Raw genomic sequence first — 19,088 nt, 5'->3', positions numbered from 1 at the left:
CCGGCCGACTCCTCGACGGACTCGTGCCCGATCATCGTCTCGCTCACTCGGCGTCTCTCCTTGATCAGCAGATCCGCCGTTGATTAGACACTCCCCTTCGCGGGCGGTTTCGCGGTTGATGCGGATGTCTTGGGCGATGGATGCGGCGAGGGTGGATTCGCCGGGGGTGTGGCCGTGTCCGGCGTATTGCCAGTCGGCGAGGACGAGCACGGTGTCACTATCGGTGAGGGATTCGGCGTGCCGGCCGTTGCTGTCGGTAGGCAGCTCCTGAGCGCGGCGGTAGTCGGCTCGGGTCTGGCGGAGGGCGCCGAGGGTGGTGGAGTAGCGGCGGGATTTGGTGGAGAAGTGGCCGCGGAAGCCGAGCATGTGAGCCCAGGCCCATAGCCGCCGGTCGGGGTACACGGGGTCGAGGTCTTTGCAGGCCCGGATGAGGCGCCGGGCGTGGTCGGGTGCCTGGTGGCGGTCGAGTTCGGACATCTCACCGATCCGGCGGTCTAACGTGCCGGTGGTCTCGGCTGCTTTGGTGGCGTACTTGGCGACGTAAGCGGCTACTGCCTGCTCGGTGATGTCGGTTCCGGCGTCGAAGGCCCGGATGGGCCTGATGTCGTCGGGTCGTCCGCCCGTCACCTGACGACTGGTTGTGACGCTCTGTGCGCATACAGTGACGGTGCCTGAGGCGGGGTCGGTTGGGGCGTGGGGGGTGTGTGTACGCTGTGGGCTCGACCGAGGCGCCCCAACTGCCGGGCGGAACATGGGGGTTGATCAGTTTCGATATGGATGATCGCTTGGCTCGGGAACTGGGGAAGTTGCAGCAGCACGCCGCGCAGATCTCGGAGGTCGTCTCCGATATGCAGCGGCTCATGCCCGAGGGCGCGAGCGGCAGCGACGCGCAGGGTGCGGTGGAAGTGCGGGTGGGCGGGGACGGGCTCCCGGAGAGCATCACCGTCACCCGGGACTGGAACAGGCGACGCAGGCCAGAGGAGTTGGGTGGCGCAGTCGCCGAAGCGTGCGGGGCCGCCATGGCGGAGATGATGGCGGCGTGGGCGCAGGGGCTGGGGCAGAGCGGCTGGGACGTGAACGCAAAGCGGGTGGACCTGTCGCGCGAAGAGCCCGACACCACCGCTCAGTTACCCGGGACAACGGACCTTCGGTACGTCCTCCCGCGGCGGCTGGACGAGGTCGCCGAGGATGTCATCAGCTCGTTTGAGAATCTGCGCACTGTGGACGCTGCGGCCACAGCCGGGGCGAACGCGCAGGCGAAGGGTTCGGACTCCAGTAGGCACGTGTCGATCGCTCTGTCACCCGGAGCGCTGAACTCTTGTGAAATAGACGCCAGATGGGCGGAGAAACAGTCTTCGATCAGGCTGAATCAGGCATTCGAGGAGGCATTGGCCGACGTCCGCTTCGCCATGCGCCAGGTCGACGGTTCCGATGTGATCGACGGCGCCCGGCAGCGGGTCGGCGGACTGGCCCAGGAAGCCCTGGCCATCCTCAGCGATCCCCGGCGCATCGCCGACATCTGAACCGTCGGCACTTGAATCGCTTGGATCGCTGATACCTGAATCGCCAACTTCTCGAAGGAGAATACTTCATGGCGCCGAAACAAGTCAGGACGGTCACCGACGCGCTGCGGATCGACGCGCGCATGTGGGACGAGCAGAGCGCGACGCTCGGCAGCATTACCCACGCGCTGGACGGGCTCCGCATGACGCGGATCGAGGCGGGAGTCTTCCAGGTCATCTTCAGCGCCTACGAGGAGGCCCTGAACGTCGTCTCTGACCGGTGCGCCGAAGGCCAGGACCGTATGGCAGAGATCGCGTCGGCACTCATCAAGAACGCGAGAGCCTACGACAATAACGAGGATGAGACCACAGAGACCGTCAAGGGAAGCTACTGATCACGAGCGGGGGGAGTACACATGGCGTTCAGCCAGACTCAGTTCGACACAGTCGTCGAGGAGATCCAGAAGGGCCTCCACGACATGCCGGGAAGGATTGAGAAGTTCATCGCGGACGTCAACTCACTGCTGGGCGCGTGGTGGATGACGGATCCGGTCGCCAAGGCGATCAGGTGGGCCGCGGAAAAGCTCCGGGAGCTCATCACGAAGACAGTGGACAAGATCGGAGAGGCCTGCGTCGGGATCGCTGCCCCTGTCCATCTGTTCGTCAAAGCGCTGGACTGGCAGGCAGACATCCGGGCCAAGGCGACGACGGTAGCGGGCCAGACAGACAGCAAGGCGCTCAGGGCCCCCCTCGAGTGGACGGGCGAGGCCGCGGACCGCTACAAGACGGCCACATGGAGGCAGACGGGAGCGGCGGCACGGGTTGGCACGATCGCGGATTCAGTGGGAAGTTCCCTGACGATGTCCGCAGGCGCTGGCCTGGCCTTCTACCTGGCCATCGCGGCCATCGTGGTCGAGCTGGGCATCGTCATCTCGGCGGCAAGTGCCGCCACCGCGACCGGAGTCGGCGCACCTATCGGCATCGGGGCAGGGATCGCAGATACGCTGAAGCAACTTGCCCTGATCGTCACGGCCATCGCCGGCATCACCACCTTCGTGGCCAGCCAGGCCACGGAGCTCGTCAGCCTGACGGGCGAGGCGCGGGACGGCAAGGACTTCGACGGCGGGAAGTGGCCCAGCGGTACGGCCTGAGCCCTTGCCTGCTGCGTCCGCTGCGGAAGTGGATTCGCCGGTGGTGCAATCGTTGACGCGGACTACGTGAACTACAGGGAGAGGAGGAGAACGGTGCGCGCTGTCGCTGTGACGCTGTTCTGCCTGGTGCCAGTTTTCCTCGGCATGTCCTTTGTCATCATGCTCCTCAAGCACGGCGAATTCGCCTCCGCAGTGGTGAGCTTCGCCGCTGCGGCCGCGGGTGTCATCTGTTTCGTGGCGGCCTTCTGCTTCGAGTTCGCCTATACGCGGCGCAGGGCCCGGCAGGCCCGACTGGCCGCCCGTCAGGCCCCGTCGCCGCAGCGCAGCACGTAGCGCCGCTGCCACGGTGTCTCTACGGCGCGGCGGTGGTAGTGCTGGCGGATGTAGGCCACCGCCTCGTCCGCCGGGACTCCGTCCACAACCAGGCAGGCGAGCGTCGTGCCCGTACGCCCGATGCCGCTGCCGACAGGCGAGCTCAACGCGCTCGTCACCAACCCAAGTTCGAGCCTCGACGAGGAGGGCGCGGGCCTGACGGCGGTCGCTGGGGACCCCCAGGTCCGGCCAGCGCAGCCCTCGGGCCTCCCCCTCATCCGAGACCGACACCCGCCCTGGGCGGCTGAGTCAGCGTCACAGCCAACCGCCAACCACGCTTCACGGCAGGCTCGACCAAACCCGTACGCAGCGCCTCAACGCCGTCAGTAGCCAACCCCACGACACCCAGACGCCGCGCGTGCCCTTACTCACCACACCACCCCGTATGGTCAGCTGTTGTTACAGCGAGTCTGATCGCGCTCGCGGTCAGTGATCAAGGCCGCAGCGAGACGGGTCCGCGCTGGGACCACTTTGGGACCACACGCTGTGTGCGCGACGGAACGATGGCAGTTCAGCAGAACGACACCGTGTGCGGCACACCCCCTCTGAACTGCGGGAACGCCTCCCGCAATGTGCTGGGGGCCAAGGGGTCGCAGGTTCAAATCCTGTCGTCCCGACTGGGAGCTTGCTCCATAGTCGCAGGTCAGGGCCTTGTTTCACTTCCGTGAGGCGGGGCCCTGAGGTGTTTCCGGAGCGGTGCGTCTCACAACTTCTCACAGCCGTTGTTGATCTTGGTTAGCCGAGCAGCTCGTTCAGCTTCTCCGACCCGGCCTTCAAGCTATGGGGGTCGGGGTGGACGTAGACGCGCTTGGTGAAGGACAGATCGCTGTGCCCGGCCCACGCGGACACCACGGTGTCCGGCACGCCGTTATTCGCCATCCTTGTACGCCTCCCGCCGGAGTCTGTCCGTCCGGATCGTCAATCGGCGTGGGCAATGGGTGCAGCGGTCTGGCGTTCGCGATGCCTTGGTGTGGTCGGTGTGCGTTGTAGAACTGCTCGAACTCGCGCAGGGCGTGGAGGAGATGCTGGTGGTTCCAGATCAGGGTCCGGTCCAGGAGCTCGCGGCGGCAGGTTTGTACCCACCTTTCCGTGATCGAGTTCATTCTCGGTATCTGGATGCCGCTGAGTACGATCTCAATCCCTGCGTCCTTGAGGACGGCATCGAACAGGTCGGGGAACTTCCCGTCCCTGTCCCGGATCATGAATCGTGCTCGGCAGCCGATGTCTTCGAGGTCCATGACGAGGTTCTTCGCCGCTTGCGCTACCCAGGATGCGATCGGATGCATCGTGGCGCCCAGGACTCGGATCCGGCGGCTGCTGTGCTCGATCACCACGAGGACGTACATACGAGCCCCGGACAGGCTGACCGTTTCGAGGAAATCGCAGGCTAGCAGGGCGTCGGCTTGGGAGCGCAGGAAGTCGGTCCAAGAGCTGGATGTGCGCGTCGGCGCCGGGTCGATGCCAGCTTCCTTCAGGATCTCCCAGACGGTGGACGCGGCCACTTTCACTCCCAGCACGAGTAGCTCGCCATGCAGGCGTCGGTAGCCCCAGCTCGGGTTCTCCTTCGCCAGGCGCAGCACCAGGGCGCGGATGGAGCGCACGGTGCGCGGCCGTCCTGGGCGCTTGCGCCGACAGGATGCGGCATGACGGCGGGCGACGGTGCTGCGATGCCACCGCAGCACCGTGTCGGGGCGCACGAGCAGCCGCATGCGCCGCAGGGTGTGCAACGACAGCCGGTGCAGCAGCGCCGCCAGGAACGCCCGATCGCTCGGGGTGAACCGGACCTTCTCTTTGCCGAGTTGGCGTTCCAGCACCGTGACTTGATGGCGTAGGGCCAGGATTTCCGCATCTTTGTCCCGGTCGCTCATCGGCAGCAGGCGCAGCATCGCCAACGCGTTCGTCACACCCAGGTAGGCCAGTCGCAACAGCATGATCGATCATCATGACGCGCTGACCGCCGGCTGCGCGAGAGGGCCGAATCGAGCGACGTCGGCGGACAGCTGCAAACCCGGTTCACCTGTCCCCACCAGGGCGGATGAGATTTCCGGCAGGGGCAAGCACGTGGTCGCGGAACGCGTTCCAGCCCCGTCTCGTCCTGGTGTACCGCGATGCCGGCGAACACCTCGCGGTCCGCCGGGTCGAGGGACTCCAGGAGCGCCTCGTCGCGCGTGAACACCTCGCGCTCCGGCACCTCGCGCTCGCCGCTCGGCTTGACGAGCGGCGCGATGAGGGCCGCGCCGAGGACCTGCGTGCCGCGCTCGGCGACGACGTGCCGGGCGAGCTGGCCGCCGTAGGAGATCACCACGACGGCGAAGGGCTCGTCGCCGATCACCTTGTCGACGAACCGCAGCACCGCCTCACCCATGGCCTCGGCCGTGACGGGCCCGGACAGACGCGGCGAGCACCCCGAGCCCGGCAGGTCGACGTAGAGCCGTCGCCAGCCGTCCCGCTCGGCGAAGACGGGTTCGAGAGGCAGCAGGGAGCCGGTGGTCGAAGGTGTGGCCGTGCAGCAGCAGAACGGGGGTGCTGGCGCCGAACTCGACGTGGTGGAGCAGTTGTTCGGTCATGGGTCCACGCTCCGACGGTGACACTGGTGTGAGGGTCAAGTACGCAGGGCCTGTCCGCCGGACAGGCCCTGGATCAGGCGGCGGTCGGCGGTGCCGTCCGGAGGGCTGCGCAGGGGCGCTCCGCGAGGGCACTCTCCGGGGTCGCCTGGTCCGGTCGGCGCCGGTGGGCGCGTACGGCGTCGATGTACTCGGTGACGGCGTCGCGGTCGCGGATCAGGGAGCGGATGCGTTCCGTCATGCGGTCGCGCCGGCGTTCCAGGGTGGTGATGATCTCCGGTGACGCGTCGGGGAAGTGGATGACGCGGGGGTGGTGCAGGCACGGCAGGATCTGGCGGATGATGCGGGTGGGCAGACCGGCGTCCAGCAGACCGCGGATCCGCAGTACGCGGTCCACGTACCGCTCGTCGTAGGAGCGGTAGCCGTTCGGGGAGCGCTCGGAGAGGAGCAGGCCCTGCTCCTCGTAGTACCCGCAGCAGGAGGTGTTGGTGCGCTCCGACAGCTCACCGATGCGCATGGGAATTCCTTTCTGGCCTTTCGGATCTGTTCTTCGAGAGCGGCAGAGACCGTCACGCGGACGGCCCCGAACGTCCCCGTGGCGGGGGACATTCGGAGGCCGTCCGACGCCCTACGCGCCGGGCCGCTTCGCGGGGAAGCCGTGGCTGCGGGCGAGGACGACGACCGCGAGCACCGGCAGCAGGAGCAGCAGCATGGTCCAGGGGAAGGAGTCGCTGCCGATCAGGTCGAGCAGGATGCCGCCGATGACAGCGCCGCAAGCCATGGCGACGTTCCACAGCGTGACGAGCATCGCCTGGGCCGCGTCGGCGGATTCGCCGCCGGCGTCGCCCGCGGCGGTCTGCAGCAGGGTGGGCACGCCGCCCCAGCCCAGGCCCCACAGGAGGGCGGCGACGTACACCAGGGCGGTGTTGTCGGCGAGCACGGCCAGCAGCGCCGCGGACACGGCGACCAACAGGGTGCTGGCGATGGTCAGCGCGCGTAGGCGGCGGTGGATCTGGGCGCCCACGATCCAGATGCTGACCAGCGACGCGGCACCGAACACGAGCAGTACCAGGTCGGTGTCGCCGCCCATGCCCAGGTCCGCCAGGTACGTGGCGACGTATGCGTAAAGGATGGTGTGGGCCAGCACGAAGACCAGCGTGACGAACATGACCGGGGCGACGCCCGGAACACGCAGCGTGCCCAGCACCTTCGGGCGCTCACCGCGCGCCTGCCCGGGGTAGTCCGGCACGGCCGCGAAGATCCACAGCAACAGGACCACCGTGAGGGCCGTCATCGACAGGAACGCCGTGCGCCAGCCGAGCGTCTCGCCGAGGAAGGTACCGGCCGGCACACCGAGCGACAGCGCCACCGGAATACCCGCCATGGCGACGGCCATCGCCTTGCCCTGCAGCGGAACGGGCGCCATGCGCCGCGCGTACCCGGCGAGCAGGGCCCAGGCCAGACCGGCGGCGACACCCGCGACAAACCGCGCCGCCATCGTCACGCCGTAGACCGACGACACGGCCGTGACCGTGTTGGCCACGGCGAAGCCCCCCATGGCGGTCAGCAGCAGCACCTTGCGCCGCCAGGCCGAAGTGGCCGCGGTCAGCGGGATCGCGGTCAGGGCGGTGCCGATCGCATAGATCGTCACCGTCTGGCCTGTCGCGGACTCGCTCACGTGGAGGTCGTCGCTCATCGCTGGGAGCAGGCCCGCCGGGAGGGTCTCGGTGAGGCTGGTGATGAAGACGGCGGTGGCGAGGGCCAACAGGGCGAAGAGCGGGAGCTTCTGCCGCTCCTCGCTCCCGCCCTGCCCATCGGGTGCGGCGCGGGTGTCCTTTCCTGGTGCGGCCGCGGTGTCTGGTGAAGTACTCATGCAGTGATCTCCGGATCTTCTGGGGACGAGGTGTGTCCGGGGCTTTGGGGTTGGTCAGCACGGACGGGGCGTACCGGGACGTCCGGCTACGGGTGGCCGAGACCGCCGTCGACGGGGAGCCGGGCGCCCGTCGTGAAGGTCGCGTCCGTGGCCAGGAACAGCGCGGCCCGGGCGACTTCCTCGGCGGAGCCAAGGCGACCCAGCGGCGGCAGGGGTTCGGCGCCGCCGGCCGGCGCCTCGATACAGCTCGGGGCCACCGCGTTGACGCGGATGCCGCGGGAGACGAGCTCGGCGGCGAGCGTGCGCACGGAGGCCGGGCTCGGGGCGGCGGCGGTGAGCACGACCGCGCCCCCGTCCTCCAGGTGCGGCAGCAGCGGACGCGCGGTCGGTACGGCGTCGGCGAACACGAGGTCGACGCCGCCGACGGGCCCGAGGGCGGACTCGACGGCGCCGGGGGCGACCACTAGGGCGGCGGAGCCCAATTCGGCGCTCGCAAGCGCCCGCTCCTGTGCGGTGCGGGCGGTCAGCAGCACCTCCGCGCCGCCTTCCACGAGGCGCTTGGCGATGGCCAGACCGATCCCGGTGGCCTGGCCGACGACCACAGCCCTTCTGCCCGCGTACCTGGTCATGCCTACCGCTCCCTCCTGATAGCCCCGCTGCCCGGGCGCGCCAACGTCACCCGGCAGCAACGACTGTGCGCGCCGGCGCTTCGGAAAGACTTCGGAGCGGCTGACGGTCCGCTGACGGCCGGACCGTTCGGGCAGCTGGGCACCGCACGCCCGGGCCCGCCGCACCGGGACATGTACGGTTGCTCGCATGCGGTTTGGGGTGCTCGGGCCACTTGTGGTGTGGGACGACGACGAGGAGGCGGTCAGGGTCCCCGAGCTCAAGGTCCGGGCGCTGCTCGCGGATCTGCTCGCGCACGACGGGAAGCCAGTCTCCGCGGACCGCCTCGTCCACGACCTGTGGGGCGACGAGCTGCCGGGCAAGCCGACCGGCGCCCTCCAGGCCAAGGTCTCCCAGCTACGCCGGGTACTCGGCCGGGACCGCGTGGTACGGCAGGCACCGGGCTACCGCCTGCGGATCGACCCCGCAGCCGACGAGGTGGACGCCGACCGTTTCCACGCCCTCGTGGCCCAGGCGCGTCCCCTCCGGGACCCCCGCGCGCGGGCCGCGCTGCTCACCGAGGCCCTCGACCTGTGGCGAGGGCCGGCGTACGCGGACTTCGCGGACGAGGAGTTCGTACGGGGGGCCGCGCGGCGTCTCGCCGAGCAGCGACTGTCCGTGGTGGAGGAGCAGGCCGAGGCCCGCCTGGAAGCCGGGGATCATGTGCTTCTCGCCGGTGAGCTGGCCGACCTGGTGGCCCGCCACCCGCTGCGGGAGCGCCTGCGCGCCCTCCAGATGCGGGCGCTCTACCTGGCCGGCCGCCAGAGCGAGGCCCTCGCCTCGTACGAGGCCCTGCGCATCCGCCTCGCCGAGGACCTCGGCGTCGACCCGAGCCCCGCGCTCAGCGCCCTCCATCAGGCAGTGCTCCGCCAGGACCCGGGGCTGGGCCAGGCATTCACCGCCACGACGCCGACGGCACCAACGCACGCTGCGACGGCACTGGGCACGGCCGTGACGCCCCCCGGCGCGGACCCGACGGCTCCGGGCACTGCCGCAGCGGCCCGCGGCATCGCCGCGTTCGTCACGAATCCCCCCACCAGAACCGCCCACTCGAACTTGCCCGTCCCTCTCACCCCCCTCATAGGCCGCACCGAAGCCCTCGCCCGCCTCTCCCAATTCCTGAGCGCCGCACGCCTGGTGACGCTCACCGGCCCCGGTGGCGTCGGCAAGACCCGCCTCGCGATGGCGGCGGCCAGCACGGCGGGGGCTGACGAACTGCCCGACGGGGTCTGGCTCGTGGAGTTCTCCGGCATCCGGGCCGGCACCGCCGCCGACCTCGCCCAGGGCGTGGCCTCCGCCCTTGGCATCCGGGACGACGCCCCATCCGGCCTGCTGGGCACCGGAGCGCCCTCCCCGTCCCCCGCACACCGCCTCGCCGCCGTCCTGAGGGACCGCCGCGCCCTGCTCGTCCTGGACAACTGCGAGCACGTCGTCGACGCCGCCGCCGAACTCGCTGAGCTGCTGCTGCGCACCGCCCCCGGGCTGCGGATCCTGGTCACGAGCCAGGAACCGCTCGGCCTGGCGGGAGAGGCCGTGTTCCTCGTGGAGCCCCTTCGAACCGACGATGCCGTACGGCTGTTCACCGAGCGTGCCGCCGCCTCCGCCCCCGGCTTTTCCCTCGACCCGGATGCCTCAGACCCGGCCGATCACGCCGCCGTCGCCGAGATCTGCCGCCGCCTCGACGGCATCCCGCTCGCCCTGGAGCTCGCCGCCACCCGTGTACGTGCCCTGGGCGTACGGGAGTTGGCGGCCCGGCTCGGCGACCGGTTCCGGATCCTGACCGCCGGGCAGCGTGGTGCGCCCGCCCGTCAGCAGACCCTGCGGGCGGTGATCGACTGGAGCTGGGAGCTGCTCAGCGCGCCCGAGCGCATCGTCCTGCGCCGCCTCTCCGTGCACAGCGACGGCTGCGACCTGGCCGCCGCCGAAGCGGTGTGCGCGGGCGACGGCGTGGCCCGCGAGGAAGTCCTCGACCTCGTGACGCGGCTCGTCGATCGGTCATTCGTGGTCGTCGTGGAGGGACCCACCGGACCCCGCTACCGGCTCCTGGAGTCCGTCGCCGTCTACGCGACGGAACGTCTGCACGAGATGCAGGACGTCACCGCCGTACGCGACCGCCATCTGCGCCACTACCTCGCGCTCGCCGAGCATGCCGAGTCCCGGTTGCGCTGCGCGGGTCAGCGGTCTTGGCTCGCCCGCCTGGACGCGGAGGCCGGCAATCTGCGCGCGGCGCTCGACGAGGCGGTGCGCCGCGCCGCCGCCGGGCAGGCCGACGAGGCCGTACGACTGGCCACTGCCCTGTCCTGGTGGTGGCTGCTGCGCGGCCGCCTCACCGAGGCGCGCCGAAGCCTGTCCGCCCTCCTCGCCGCCGTCCCCGACACCGCCGCCCCTGAACTCACCCTGCTGCACGCCGCGTTCGCACTCCTCACCGGCGACCACACAGAGGCGGCGGCCACCGCGGCAGCAGACGCCGTCCCCGACCCCGTACGTCGTGCCCGTGCGCTCTGGCTGTGCGCGTACGGCCTGTTCAGCGCGGGCGAGGCCGCCGCCGGCGCGGAGCTGAACACCCGGGCACTCGACCTCTTTAGCGCCGCCGACGAGCAGTGGGGCACCGCCGCCGCACTCGGTCTGCGGGCCACGCTCGCCCTGGTCCGCGGCGACCTCGACGCGCTCAGCCGGGACGGGCTGCGCAGCGCCGAGCTCTTCGGGGAACTGGGCGACCGATGGGGAGAGTTGCAGACCGTATCGCCGCTCGCCGCTCTCGCCGAGATCAAGGGTGAGTACGACGAGGCGGCCCGCCTGCAGCGGGAGGGGCTGCGCATGGCACGGGAGCTGGGCCTGGAGGCGGAGGTGTCGGCGCGGTTGTCCGGGCTCGGTCGGCTCGCGCTGCTCGCCCGCGACTGGGAGCAGGGGCGCAGCATGCACGAGCAGGCGCGCCGCATCGCCGCCGAACAGGGCTACAAGTACGGCGAGATCCACTCCGAGATGGGTCTCGCACTCGGCGCGCGCCGCTCCGGCGACCTCGACGCGGCCGAGGCACACCTGCTGCACATCCGCGACGGCTACGCCGACGTCTCCTCGGAGGCGGGCGACCACCTGCTCCTCGCCGAGCTCGGCTTCATCGCCGAACTCCGGGGCGACACCGACCAGTCCGTCCGCCATCACCTGCACGGCCTGGACGTCGCCCGCTCTCTCGGTGAGCCGCGCGCGCTCGCCCTGTCCCTGGAAGGGCTCGCGGGCGCGGCGGCTCTGCGCGGGCGGGGGCCGGCGGCCGAGTGCGCCCCGTTGCTGCTTGGGGCGGCGGACGCGGCACGCCGTGGCGTGGGCGCCCCGCTGCCGCCTGCCGAGCGCGGCGACGTCGACCGCGTCACGGCGGCGGCACGGGCGGCTCTGGGCGGGCCCGCCTTCACGGAGGCGTTCGCGTACGGTGCGCGGCTGACCCCGGAGGAAGCGGTGCGCCATGCGCGTGTGACGCTCAACTGGCCAGAAAGCAGGATTGGTTGAGGATTACCCCGTGTTCGGTGCCCTGAGGTTCAACATCGTCGTGGAGCGGAGGGACACAACTTGATGTCCCCCTCGGCCGAGGGAATGATCGTCCGCACCAGGGCAATGGTGCGCTCCACCAGGTCGGCACGGTCGTTGAGCACCCACGCGATGTGCTGGGCGCCGAAGAAGGCGGAGACCAGGACGGTGGCGAGCATGTCGGGCGGCGGGAGGTCGTCCCGTGCGCCGGTCTCACGTTTCCTGGCCAGCCATGAGCTGATCAGGTCGGTGTACGCCTCGTACGGCAGCGGGAGCCGGACACCGATCAGCTGTCGTTCGAGCTGGAGTCGTGCTCCGGCTTGGATGACCGTATCGTCCCGGAACGCCGTTGCCGTCCGGAGCAGGAGTTCGGCGACGGAGCCGACCGGGGGGAGGTTCAACTGCTCCACGGAGTCGGCGATCTCGCCGATCCGGCGGGAGAACAGGTCGGTCACCGCGAGCGCGAGGGCGTCCTTGTTCTCGTAGTGGAAGTACACGGCACTCTTCGTCATCCCGGCCGCTTCGGCCACGTCCAGGATCGTGACCGCGGGATAGCCCTTGGCGGCGAATGCCCGGGCCGCAGCCGCGAGTATGCGTTCCCTCGTCCGTACCGCTCGCTCCTGCTTCCTCCTTGGCTCCCGCCGGGAGTTGAGGTCCGAGGGGCTCACCGCCCATTCCCATGCTGATCCCCGCACGCAGGCAGTCGCCCCTTCGCGAGAGCGCGGCACTTGACCGATGCACTGCCGAGCTGGTGGGTGTTGGCCACGCCGCGTCACTGTGCGTGAGGATGTGCTTGCTGGAGTTCACCCCCTATGACGCGAACCTGCGGCGGCTCTGTGGCGCGAGCGAGGGCGCGACATCGACGTCCACCTGCGGAGATACGGAACCGGGCCGGACCCGCCCCTGGCGGGTGACACCGTCGGAAGGGTCATCGGTAGACCGGTTGTGGGACCTGACCTGCGGAAACACGCAAAGTAACGGAGCGCCCCCGGGGTGGCACCGACAGCATCTGTACGGCCCCGGATTGGCCGTGAGATGGTCGTTTCTGGGACGGTGGCGGTGCTGCGGCAGCGTCGTCGTCGTGGGGGTGGTTCCCGGTGAGCGGCCGCGGCACGGAGGTGCGCGACGAGTCACCAGGCGTCCGTGACGCTCCGTCGAGTCCTGCCGGTAATGGTGTGGGCTTCGAGGCGTGGGTGCGGCGTAGCTGTGCGCTGGTGGTGGCGTCGGTGGCCGGGTACGCCTCGTATGTACATCAGCCGGCGTTTGCCCTGCAGGGTGGGGCGGATGCGGTGAGCGCGACGCTATGGCCGCTGTCGGTCGACGGCTTGCTGCTGCTGGCGACCGTCGGGTTGCTGAATTCGCCACGGAGTGCGGGGCGACGGGCTCGGGGCGTGGTGTGGCTGGCTTTCTTCCTCGGGATCGCTGTCTCGTTGGCGGCGAATGTGGCGGCCGCTCCTGCGCTGGAGTGGAAGCCGATGCTGGTGGCGGGCTGGCCGCCGGTCGCCCTGCTGTTGTCGGTGGAACTGCTCGCACCGCCCCGGCCGCCGAGACCAGGGCGAGATCGCTCACGGACCGTGGATGCGATCCGGCGAGACTCAGCAGGACGGCGATCGGCACGAGAGCGTGGAGTCGTGGAAGCGCGCGTTCTTCCAAGCGCAGGCACAGGCCGACGGTGTGTCCGGCGGGGCAGGTCACGGTGGCTGCGGTGGTGTCGATGGTGAAGTCGTCGAGGGTGAAGCCGCCGGGGACGGCGGGCCGTAGTGGGGCGGGCTTGAGGAACAGCCGGTAGTGCCCGGCCTCGTGGAGTGCCTGGCGGGCCTGGCCGGTGGAGTAGGCGGTGTCGCCGAAGGCATCCACCGGATGGTCCTCGTCGGCGAGCAGATCCAGACCCACGGCGGCCTCGTGATGCTCGGGCCCGGCGCCGGGCCGCAGGGCGACAGCGGTGTATAACCCGGTCTCGGGCTCGATGGCCAGGTGGGCCTTGAAGCCGTCCTGCTGGTGGCTGCGGGTTTTGTGGATGTGCCGGGCTTCCGGGTCGACGGTGGAGACCATCCGGTTTGGGGCGGTGCCACGGGTGATGCGCCAGCGTCCGTCGCGGCCGTCGGAGTCTTCGGCCGGCTCGACGTCCTGGCCGACGACCAGAGCCAGGATGCCGACCGCGTTCGCGGCTTTCTCGCCGAGTTCCTGCTCGGGCAGGTGGCCCAGCAGCCGCAGTGCATCCGCGACCAAGGCGTCGACCAAGTCGGCGCGGGCCTGCTCGTCGTTCCAGGCAATCTTCGGTTTGCCCGGATCGGTGTAGTCGTGGGCGGTGCACTGCACCGCTGCCACCTCGGCCGCTCGGGGGACTTCGCGAATGACGGCCCGGATGGCGGCGATGATCTGGGTGACGGTGTCCTGGGTGGCGACCGCGTCGTCCAGCACGGTGGAGTCCAGCGCCCGGCGGTGCTTGCCCTTCAACACCCGGTTGCCTTCACCACCTCACGCACGGCCTCGAACACCCGGTTCGGGCGGGCGGAACGGGCCAGTCGGCGGCGGAAGTAGGCCAGCAGCGACGGATCGAACGCCATGTCGTGCAGGCCCAGCCCGCACGCGGCCTTCAACCGCAGGTCGCACCGCAGTTCCTGGACCGTCTCGAAGTCCGACAGCCCGTGCAGAGCCTGCAGCGTGATCGGGGCGGCCAGGATCTGCGGCGGCATACTGGGCCGCCCGTTCGCCGACGGATACATGTCCGCGAACATCTGAGCCGGAAACAGCCGCCCCCGATGCTCGGCCAGGAACGCGAACACACTCCCAGCCGGAATCAGATCCCGACACGTCTCCCACACGTCCGGCCCGACGGTCTCGCCGACCCACTCGCCCATCGCCACAAGACAAGTCTGGCTCTGCCACTCACGTCGCAGGGCCAGAACCCCAAGATCTTCACGAGCCTTCTAGCCCATGTCGAAGGCCGTGACGATCCCTCGGGCGACGGGCAGGGCGAGGGCGGGCGCGGTGAGAACGCGGCGAAGCCGGCGATGTGGCGGTGGCCGAGTTCTCGAGCTTGAGGGTGCCGAGCGCTGGAACAAGATCGTGGGTTACGTAGTCGCGGTAGCGGGTCAGGGTGGTCTGCTTGAGAACGAGTGCCTTCGTCGACCCGAACCGCTTCACACCGCAGGCCGTCCGGGAACTGCCGCATGGCCTCCTTCCCCTTCGGGCGCCGGGCCGAGGCAGTGCGTCGGCAACGTCATGGCGCTGCTTGAACTGCGCGTGATCGTCGCGATGATCACTCAGCGCTTCCACGCTTCCAACTCAGCCGCGTTCCCGGCAGTTCGCTGGGATACGGGGCGCCGGTCATCAGCCTGCGTCCGTTGCAGGACGTGATGGTGGCGGTGCGTCCGCGCGGGGCGAGCGGGAGGCGAGCAGGGGTCCCAGGACGCGTGTCCCGGGATCCGTCCGTCCGCCCGGGCCGGGCAGCTGGGTGGTGTTGTCCGGTGTGAGTGGCTCGCCGCAGTGCGCACAGGCGGGCACCAGGGTGGTGTGCTGACCGCAGCCGAGGTGGTGGATAACCGCTGGTGGGCCGTCGGACCCCGCGTACCAGCGGTCGCCCCAGCACATCAGGGCGAGCAGCACGGCGTACAGTTCTTTTCCCTTGTCGGTGGCCAGGTAGTGCTCGCGGGGCGGTCGGTCCTGATAGCGCTCGCGCACGAGGACACCCTCGCCGACCAGCCGGGTCAGCCGGGCAGCCAGGACCTTCCGGGAGATCCCGAGGTCGTGTGCGAGGTCGTCGAATCGGGTGATCCCGGCCAGGACATCACGCATGATCAGCGCCGTCCAGGCATCGCCGAACACGTCGGCGGCACGGGCGATCGAGCAGGCCACTCCGGCGAGCGGGGTTCGGGTCATGCCACGACCGTACCTGAGTTCCTTCAGGGAACCCAGGCTGATAGTTTCCTTCAGGGAACCCATACCGAGGGAGACGACGATGGCAGCTGCCCCACTCATCGAGCTCGACTCACGGAATCCCAAAGCGGTTGACGGCCGTCAGATCAGAGCCGTCGCCTTTCACGACGTACGCCTGGCCTACGTGCGGGGGGCGCTCGAGAGGCTGGGCCTGACGGCGGCGGGAAGCCGCGCCGTGGTCGTGGGAGGCGGCCGGGGACCGCTGCCGGAGGGCCTTGCGCGTCTCGGGTTCGATGTTGTTGCCGTCGACCCGTCGGCCACCGCGACGGCGATGGCGCGGGAGGCGGCCGAGCGCGAGGGGTTGGCCATCGACCACCGGACCGCGCCCGCTGAGGAGCCTGGCCTGCCGGACGCGGCCTTCGACGTCGCCTACTACTGCGACACGTTCGAGATCACCCCGCACCTCGACACGGTGATCGGGCACGCTGCCCGGGTGCTCAGCCCGGGCGGAGCACTGGTCTACGACACGGTCAACCGCACGCTGCTGTCCCGGCTGGTCTACCTCGGCGCCTTCCAGAGCTTTCCCCTGACCAGCATCATGCCCGCCGGACGCTATGCCGCCGAGCGGCTGCGGACGCCCACGGAGATTGCGGAGGCGATGTCCCGGCACGGGCTGCGCGGCGAGGACGTCTGTGACTTCAAGCCGAGGAGCCCGGTCGGCCTCGTCAAGGCCGTGGTCGGGCGCCGCCGGGGCAGGATCACCGACGAGCAGATCCCGCCGATCGTCGGCTTCAGCCTCTCGCCCGGCGCCCGCCCCCTGGTCACCTACCTCGGGTGCGCACGCAAGGCGTGATCCGCGGGCTCGCGCTGGCCGGGCCATCCGTGCCACCGGGCGAGCGGCGTGCCGATGTGCGGCGGGCCAGCAGGACGTGGTCGACGCATCGTCCTCCCTCAGCCATCCCTCAGAGGACGGTTCGTGGGTTGATGTCTGTTTCCGGGTGGAGCTGGGGCAGGGCTGCTGGTCGAGGGGCTCGGTCGGTTACTGCTTCCTGGCGAAGCCGCCGGTGTCGATCTCGGTGAGCATGCCGAGCTTGACCAGGCGTTTCAACTTGGCGCGGGTGCCGCCAACTTTGCGCTCGGCACGTCCGATGACATTCCGGGTTCGGCGAGGCCGTGAAGCAGCGGGCCTCAAGGAGTTCGCGCAGCCAGGTGCGCCGGCGGACGGCTCCGGCCGGCGGTTGTCCTTCTGATGCCGAGGGGCTTGGCCTCGGCATCAGATCAGCCCAGTGCGCGGACATACGCGTCTCAAGCAGCTGCCGCATCGCGTCCGCGCGGTGCCCCGTGATGTTCCGCTGCTTCGCCCACCGGTCCGGCACGGAGAACAGCTGGTGCCGTCCGTCCATCAGGTCGCCGCGCACCGGCCTCAGGACGGCGTCATCGGGACCTTCGACCTCATCCTTCGACTTGGCATTCAATGGTCCGTGGCCCCAGTGGCGGACCGCGCTGGACTGGGACAGCGGCCCGCAGGTCCAACCCGGTGAGTGGACCATCGATTGCCGCATCAACATCAGCTGGGGCTCGGACGACTACTGCGGCAACAACCCTGCCCACTTCTCCTCCACCGACCTCGGCTACCAGCGCACCTGGTGGCCCTCGAGCAGGAGCTATACCTACAACGAGGGCCCGCTGCGCGACGGCCGCAGGTACCACGACGATGAGAAGGGCGAGTTCTGCGTCTATGGGTGGGACGGAGTGTTCCGCATCGGGGGTCCTGCACACCGGCCGTTGGCATGAGTGCAAAATCAACGACAGGTGCCGGTACTACCAGGTGCCATGGGAGGCATGACCTGGATCCTTGGCGTGGAGGACCCGGGCCGACTAACCGGCCAGCCTGTGCAGTTCTTCGGCGACCGGAGAAACGAACTCAGCCATGAGTATCCGTGTTCCCCCCTGGGACTCAGCTGTGGTTCAGATGACGAAGCATGTCCTCGACCGTGGCAAAGTCGGCGAACGGCCGCAGGAACCAGATACGGCCGATCGGCCGGGGAACGGGTAATCCCCTATCCTCAAGCTCAGCATTGGCTTCTTCCTCCCCTGCTGCGAGCAGCGCCGGGGTCCGGCGGATGCGTTGCCGGGCCAGGGCGGCCCCTTGCGGATCGACAGAGAAGACGGGCGAAGACCGCGCAGTACCTGGCTCTGCGCGCGAAGATCGTGCTGCGCTGCGCGGAGGGCGGGACGAACACCCAGGTCGCGGCCGAACTCGGCGTCGCCGTCGCGACGGTGAACCGCTGGCGGCGAGGTTCATCGCCGGCCGGCTGGACGGGCTGGCCGACGAGCCCCGGGTGGGCAGGCCACCGTCGGTCCTGCTCGACCAGGTCGAGGACGTGATCGTGGCGACCTTGGAGTCCACGCCGGGCGAGGACACCCACTGGTCGCGTGCCTCCATGGCCGCCCGCACCGGACTGTCGAAGTCCACCATCAGCCGGATCTGGAAGAAGTTCGACCTCAAGCCGCACCTGCAGGACTCCTTCAAGCTTTCCACCGACCCGCAGTTCGTCGCGAAGGTCGTCGATGTCGTCGGCCCCTACCACAACCCGCCCGAGAAGGCAGTGGTGTTATGCGTGGACGAGAAAGCCCAGATCCAGGCCCTGGACCGGTCTCAGCCGGTGCTGCCGATGATGCCGGGCATACCAGAGCGGCGCACCCACGACTATCTGCGGCACGGCATCACCAGCCTGTTCGCCGCCTTCAATATCGCCGACGGGACCGTCATCGGTGAACTCCACCGCCGCCACCGGGCCATCGAGTTCAAGAAGTTCCTGGTCACCATCGACAAGGCGGTCCCCGCCGGACTCGCTGTTCGAAGGCGGAGCCGGCGAGCTGATCCGACGACGACTCCTGACCGCTTGTGACCTGCACACCCTGCTCCGGCTCCCGGCAGGAAGCTTCTACGCAACCGGTGTAAAGACCAACGTCCTGTTCTTCGAGAAGCCCGGTCCACGGCCGGACGGCAGGCCGTCAACCAAGCATCTCTGGGTTCACGACATGCGCTCCCACCGCCCCGCGCCGACCAAGTCAACGCCGCTGGTCGGCGCCGACTTCGAGGACTTCGTGTCCGCCTACCGGCCCGGGCGGCCCCGGAACGAACGGGTCGAGTCACGCCTCTTCCAGTCCTTCAACGTGGAGGAACTGCTCGCCAAGGACCGCGTCAACCTCGAGCTCCGGGTCGGAGAACCACAGGACGAGCCCGTTGCACTCGTCGAGCCCGAGGCCGACCTGTACCGCATGGCCGAGGAGATCACCGGGGAACTCCGCTCGGCGCTGGCCGAGTTCAGCGCCCTCGCCGAAGCGCTCCGACCCTACGGCGTGCACGCTGACCGTCCGGATCGGGGCTCGGCCAAGTGAGCGCGACCACGCCTGCCACGACTGGGGGGACCACATGCGGCTGCTCCGACTGAGCCTTCCCTCTTACCGGGGGGTGCACAACTTCGAGCTGGACCTCACGGGCGCGGTAGCCGCGGTAGCGGACGAGGGTGGTGGGCTTGAGCACGAGGGCCTTGGT

At 69.5% G+C, this 19,088-nt stretch carries 16 protein-coding genes and 5 pseudogenes; 11 read left to right on the top strand and 10 right to left on the bottom strand.

Annotated elements, in window-relative coordinates; all coding sequences use genetic code 11:
- Positions 1-96: 96 nt before the first annotated feature.
- Positions 97-753: pseudogene (locus ABZW18_RS06460) on the bottom strand (replication initiator); the annotation flags it as partial.
- Here ABZW18_RS06460 and ABZW18_RS06455 point away from each other — a divergent pair.
- The 4 genes from ABZW18_RS06455 to ABZW18_RS06440 all read left to right on the top strand — a co-directional run bounded on the left by ABZW18_RS06455 (position 714) and on the right by ABZW18_RS06440 (position 2,986).
- Positions 714-1,523 carry a hypothetical protein gene (locus ABZW18_RS06455; protein WP_356182895.1) on the top strand — a complete coding sequence of 270 codons (810 nt, stop codon included), beginning with the start codon at positions 714-716 and terminating at the stop codon, positions 1,521-1,523. The pseudogene ABZW18_RS06460 and the gene ABZW18_RS06455 overlap by 40 nt on opposite strands.
- A gap of 68 nt (positions 1,524-1,591) precedes the next feature.
- Entirely contained in the window at positions 1,592-1,897 is a 306-nt protein-coding gene (locus ABZW18_RS06450) for a hypothetical protein (RefSeq protein WP_356182892.1), read from the top strand.
- Positions 1,898-1,918: 21 nt separating this feature from the next.
- The gene (locus ABZW18_RS06445) at positions 1,919-2,653 is read left to right on the top strand and encodes a hypothetical protein (RefSeq protein WP_356182890.1); all 735 of its coding nucleotides are present in this window, start codon (positions 1,919-1,921) and stop codon (positions 2,651-2,653) included.
- A gap of 93 nt (positions 2,654-2,746) precedes the next feature.
- Entirely contained in the window at positions 2,747-2,986 is a 240-nt protein-coding gene (locus ABZW18_RS06440; protein WP_356182888.1) for a hypothetical protein, read from the top strand.
- Here the strand turns inward: ABZW18_RS06440 and ABZW18_RS06435 are convergent.
- The 6 genes and pseudogenes from ABZW18_RS06435 to ABZW18_RS06410 all read right to left on the bottom strand — a co-directional run.
- Positions 2,956-3,235, bottom strand: a pseudogene (locus ABZW18_RS06435) (protein-tyrosine phosphatase family protein); the annotation flags it as partial. The gene ABZW18_RS06440 and the pseudogene ABZW18_RS06435 overlap by 31 nt on opposite strands.
- Positions 3,236-3,798: 563 nt before the next feature.
- On the bottom strand, positions 3,799-4,956 hold the full coding sequence (locus ABZW18_RS06430; RefSeq protein WP_356182886.1) for a helix-turn-helix domain-containing protein: 1,158 nt from the start codon (positions 4,954-4,956) through the stop codon (positions 3,799-3,801).
- Positions 4,926-5,501 carry an alpha/beta fold hydrolase gene (locus ABZW18_RS06425; RefSeq protein WP_356182912.1) on the bottom strand — a complete coding sequence of 192 codons (576 nt, stop codon included), beginning with the start codon at positions 5,499-5,501 and terminating at the stop codon, positions 4,926-4,928. Before ABZW18_RS06425 ends, ABZW18_RS06430 begins: the two co-directional genes overlap by 31 nt.
- 164 nt (positions 5,502-5,665) lie before the next feature.
- The gene (locus ABZW18_RS06420; protein WP_356182883.1) at positions 5,666-6,106 is read right to left on the bottom strand and encodes a MerR family transcriptional regulator; all 441 of its coding nucleotides are present in this window, start codon (positions 6,104-6,106) and stop codon (positions 5,666-5,668) included.
- Positions 6,107-6,217: 111 nt separating this feature from the next.
- Entirely contained in the window at positions 6,218-7,462 is a 1,245-nt protein-coding gene (locus ABZW18_RS06415; protein ID WP_356182881.1) for an MFS transporter, read from the bottom strand.
- An 86-nt stretch (positions 7,463-7,548) separates the two neighbouring features.
- Positions 7,549-8,091, bottom strand: a complete 543-nt coding sequence (locus tag ABZW18_RS06410; protein ID WP_356182878.1) for an SDR family oxidoreductase — start codon at positions 8,089-8,091, stop codon at positions 7,549-7,551.
- A 187-nt stretch (positions 8,092-8,278) separates the two neighbouring features.
- Between ABZW18_RS06410 and ABZW18_RS06405 the strand changes: the two genes are divergently transcribed.
- Positions 8,279-11,629: a BTAD domain-containing putative transcriptional regulator gene (locus tag ABZW18_RS06405; protein WP_356182875.1), complete on the top strand. Its 3,351-nt coding sequence runs from the start codon at positions 8,279-8,281 to the stop codon at positions 11,627-11,629.
- 29 nt (positions 11,630-11,658) lie between these two features.
- Here the strand turns inward: ABZW18_RS06405 and ABZW18_RS06400 are convergent, their stop codons facing one another.
- A complete protein-coding gene (locus ABZW18_RS06400) occupies positions 11,659-12,315 on the bottom strand; it encodes a ScbR family autoregulator-binding transcription factor (RefSeq protein ID WP_356182873.1) in 657 nt (218 codons plus the stop codon).
- A 429-nt stretch (positions 12,316-12,744) separates the two neighbouring features.
- Here ABZW18_RS06400 and ABZW18_RS06395 point away from each other — a divergent pair.
- Positions 12,745-13,113 (top strand): annotated as a pseudogene (locus ABZW18_RS06395) (DUF2637 domain-containing protein); the annotation flags it as partial.
- A gap of 182 nt (positions 13,114-13,295) precedes the next feature.
- Here ABZW18_RS06395 and ABZW18_RS06390 read toward each other — a convergent pair.
- Positions 13,296-14,508 (bottom strand): annotated as a pseudogene (locus tag ABZW18_RS06390) (transposase); the annotation flags it as partial.
- A 76-nt stretch (positions 14,509-14,584) separates the two neighbouring features.
- Here ABZW18_RS06390 and ABZW18_RS06385 point away from each other — a divergent pair.
- Positions 14,585-15,007, top strand: a complete 423-nt coding sequence (locus ABZW18_RS06385) for a cytochrome P450 (RefSeq protein WP_356182870.1) — start codon at positions 14,585-14,587, stop codon at positions 15,005-15,007.
- Here the strand turns inward: ABZW18_RS06385 and ABZW18_RS06380 are convergent.
- On the bottom strand, positions 14,981-15,529 hold the full coding sequence (locus tag ABZW18_RS06380; protein ID WP_356182867.1) for a helix-turn-helix domain-containing protein: 549 nt from the start codon (positions 15,527-15,529) through the stop codon (positions 14,981-14,983). The two genes, ABZW18_RS06385 and ABZW18_RS06380, sit on opposite strands and share 27 nt — an antisense overlap.
- Positions 15,530-15,608: 79 nt before the next feature.
- Here ABZW18_RS06380 and ABZW18_RS06375 point away from each other — a divergent pair, with 79 nt between their 5' ends.
- The 4 genes and pseudogenes from ABZW18_RS06375 to ABZW18_RS06360 all read left to right on the top strand — a co-directional run bounded on the left by ABZW18_RS06375 (position 15,609) and on the right by ABZW18_RS06360 (position 18,931).
- Entirely contained in the window at positions 15,609-16,379 is a 771-nt protein-coding gene (locus tag ABZW18_RS06375; RefSeq protein ID WP_356182864.1) for a methyltransferase domain-containing protein, read from the top strand.
- A gap of 611 nt (positions 16,380-16,990) precedes the next feature.
- The gene (locus ABZW18_RS06370) at positions 16,991-17,320 is read left to right on the top strand and encodes a hypothetical protein (protein ID WP_356182862.1); all 330 of its coding nucleotides are present in this window, start codon (positions 16,991-16,993) and stop codon (positions 17,318-17,320) included.
- Positions 17,321-17,692: 372 nt separating this feature from the next.
- Positions 17,693-18,372, top strand: a pseudogene (locus ABZW18_RS06365) (IS630 family transposase); the annotation flags it as partial.
- Complete coding sequence (locus ABZW18_RS06360; protein WP_356182859.1) at positions 18,302-18,931, top strand: N-6 DNA methylase; 630 nt, start codon at positions 18,302-18,304, stop codon at positions 18,929-18,931. The pseudogene ABZW18_RS06365 and the gene ABZW18_RS06360, both read left to right, overlap by 71 nt.
- Positions 18,932-19,088 lie beyond the last annotated feature (157 nt).

Origin of the sequence: Streptomyces sp. NPDC004647, from assembly GCF_040609575.1 — a bacterium.
In the GTDB taxonomy this organism is placed as follows: domain Bacteria; phylum Actinomycetota; class Actinomycetes; order Streptomycetales; family Streptomycetaceae; genus Streptomyces.
This window is presented reverse-complemented; position numbering and strand designations above follow the sequence as displayed.

Bases quoted from the DNA above. Each gene is read 5' to 3' on its own strand.
- ABZW18_RS06380 (WP_356182867.1), bottom strand. From the start codon at position 15,529: ATGACCCGAACCCCGCTCGCCGGAGTGGCCTGCTCGATCGCCCGTGCC.
- ABZW18_RS06445 (WP_356182890.1), top strand. From the start codon at position 1,919: ATGGCGTTCAGCCAGACTCAGTTCGACACAGTCGTCGAGGAGATCCAG.
- ABZW18_RS06385 (WP_356182870.1), top strand. From the start codon at position 14,585: ATGTCGAAGGCCGTGACGATCCCTCGGGCGACGGGCAGGGCGAGGGCG.
- ABZW18_RS06410 (WP_356182878.1), bottom strand. From the start codon at position 8,091: ATGACCAGGTACGCGGGCAGAAGGGCTGTGGTCGTCGGCCAGGCCACC.
- ABZW18_RS06415 (WP_356182881.1), bottom strand. From the start codon at position 7,462: ATGAGTACTTCACCAGACACCGCGGCCGCACCAGGAAAGGACACCCGC.
- ABZW18_RS06375 (WP_356182864.1), top strand. From the start codon at position 15,609: ATGGCAGCTGCCCCACTCATCGAGCTCGACTCACGGAATCCCAAAGCG.
- ABZW18_RS06450 (WP_356182892.1), top strand. From the start codon at position 1,592: ATGGCGCCGAAACAAGTCAGGACGGTCACCGACGCGCTGCGGATCGAC.
- ABZW18_RS06405 (WP_356182875.1), top strand. From the start codon at position 8,279: ATGCGGTTTGGGGTGCTCGGGCCACTTGTGGTGTGGGACGACGACGAG.
- ABZW18_RS06420 (WP_356182883.1), bottom strand. From the start codon at position 6,106: ATGCGCATCGGTGAGCTGTCGGAGCGCACCAACACCTCCTGCTGCGGG.
- ABZW18_RS06430 (WP_356182886.1), bottom strand. From the start codon at position 4,956: ATGCTGTTGCGACTGGCCTACCTGGGTGTGACGAACGCGTTGGCGATG.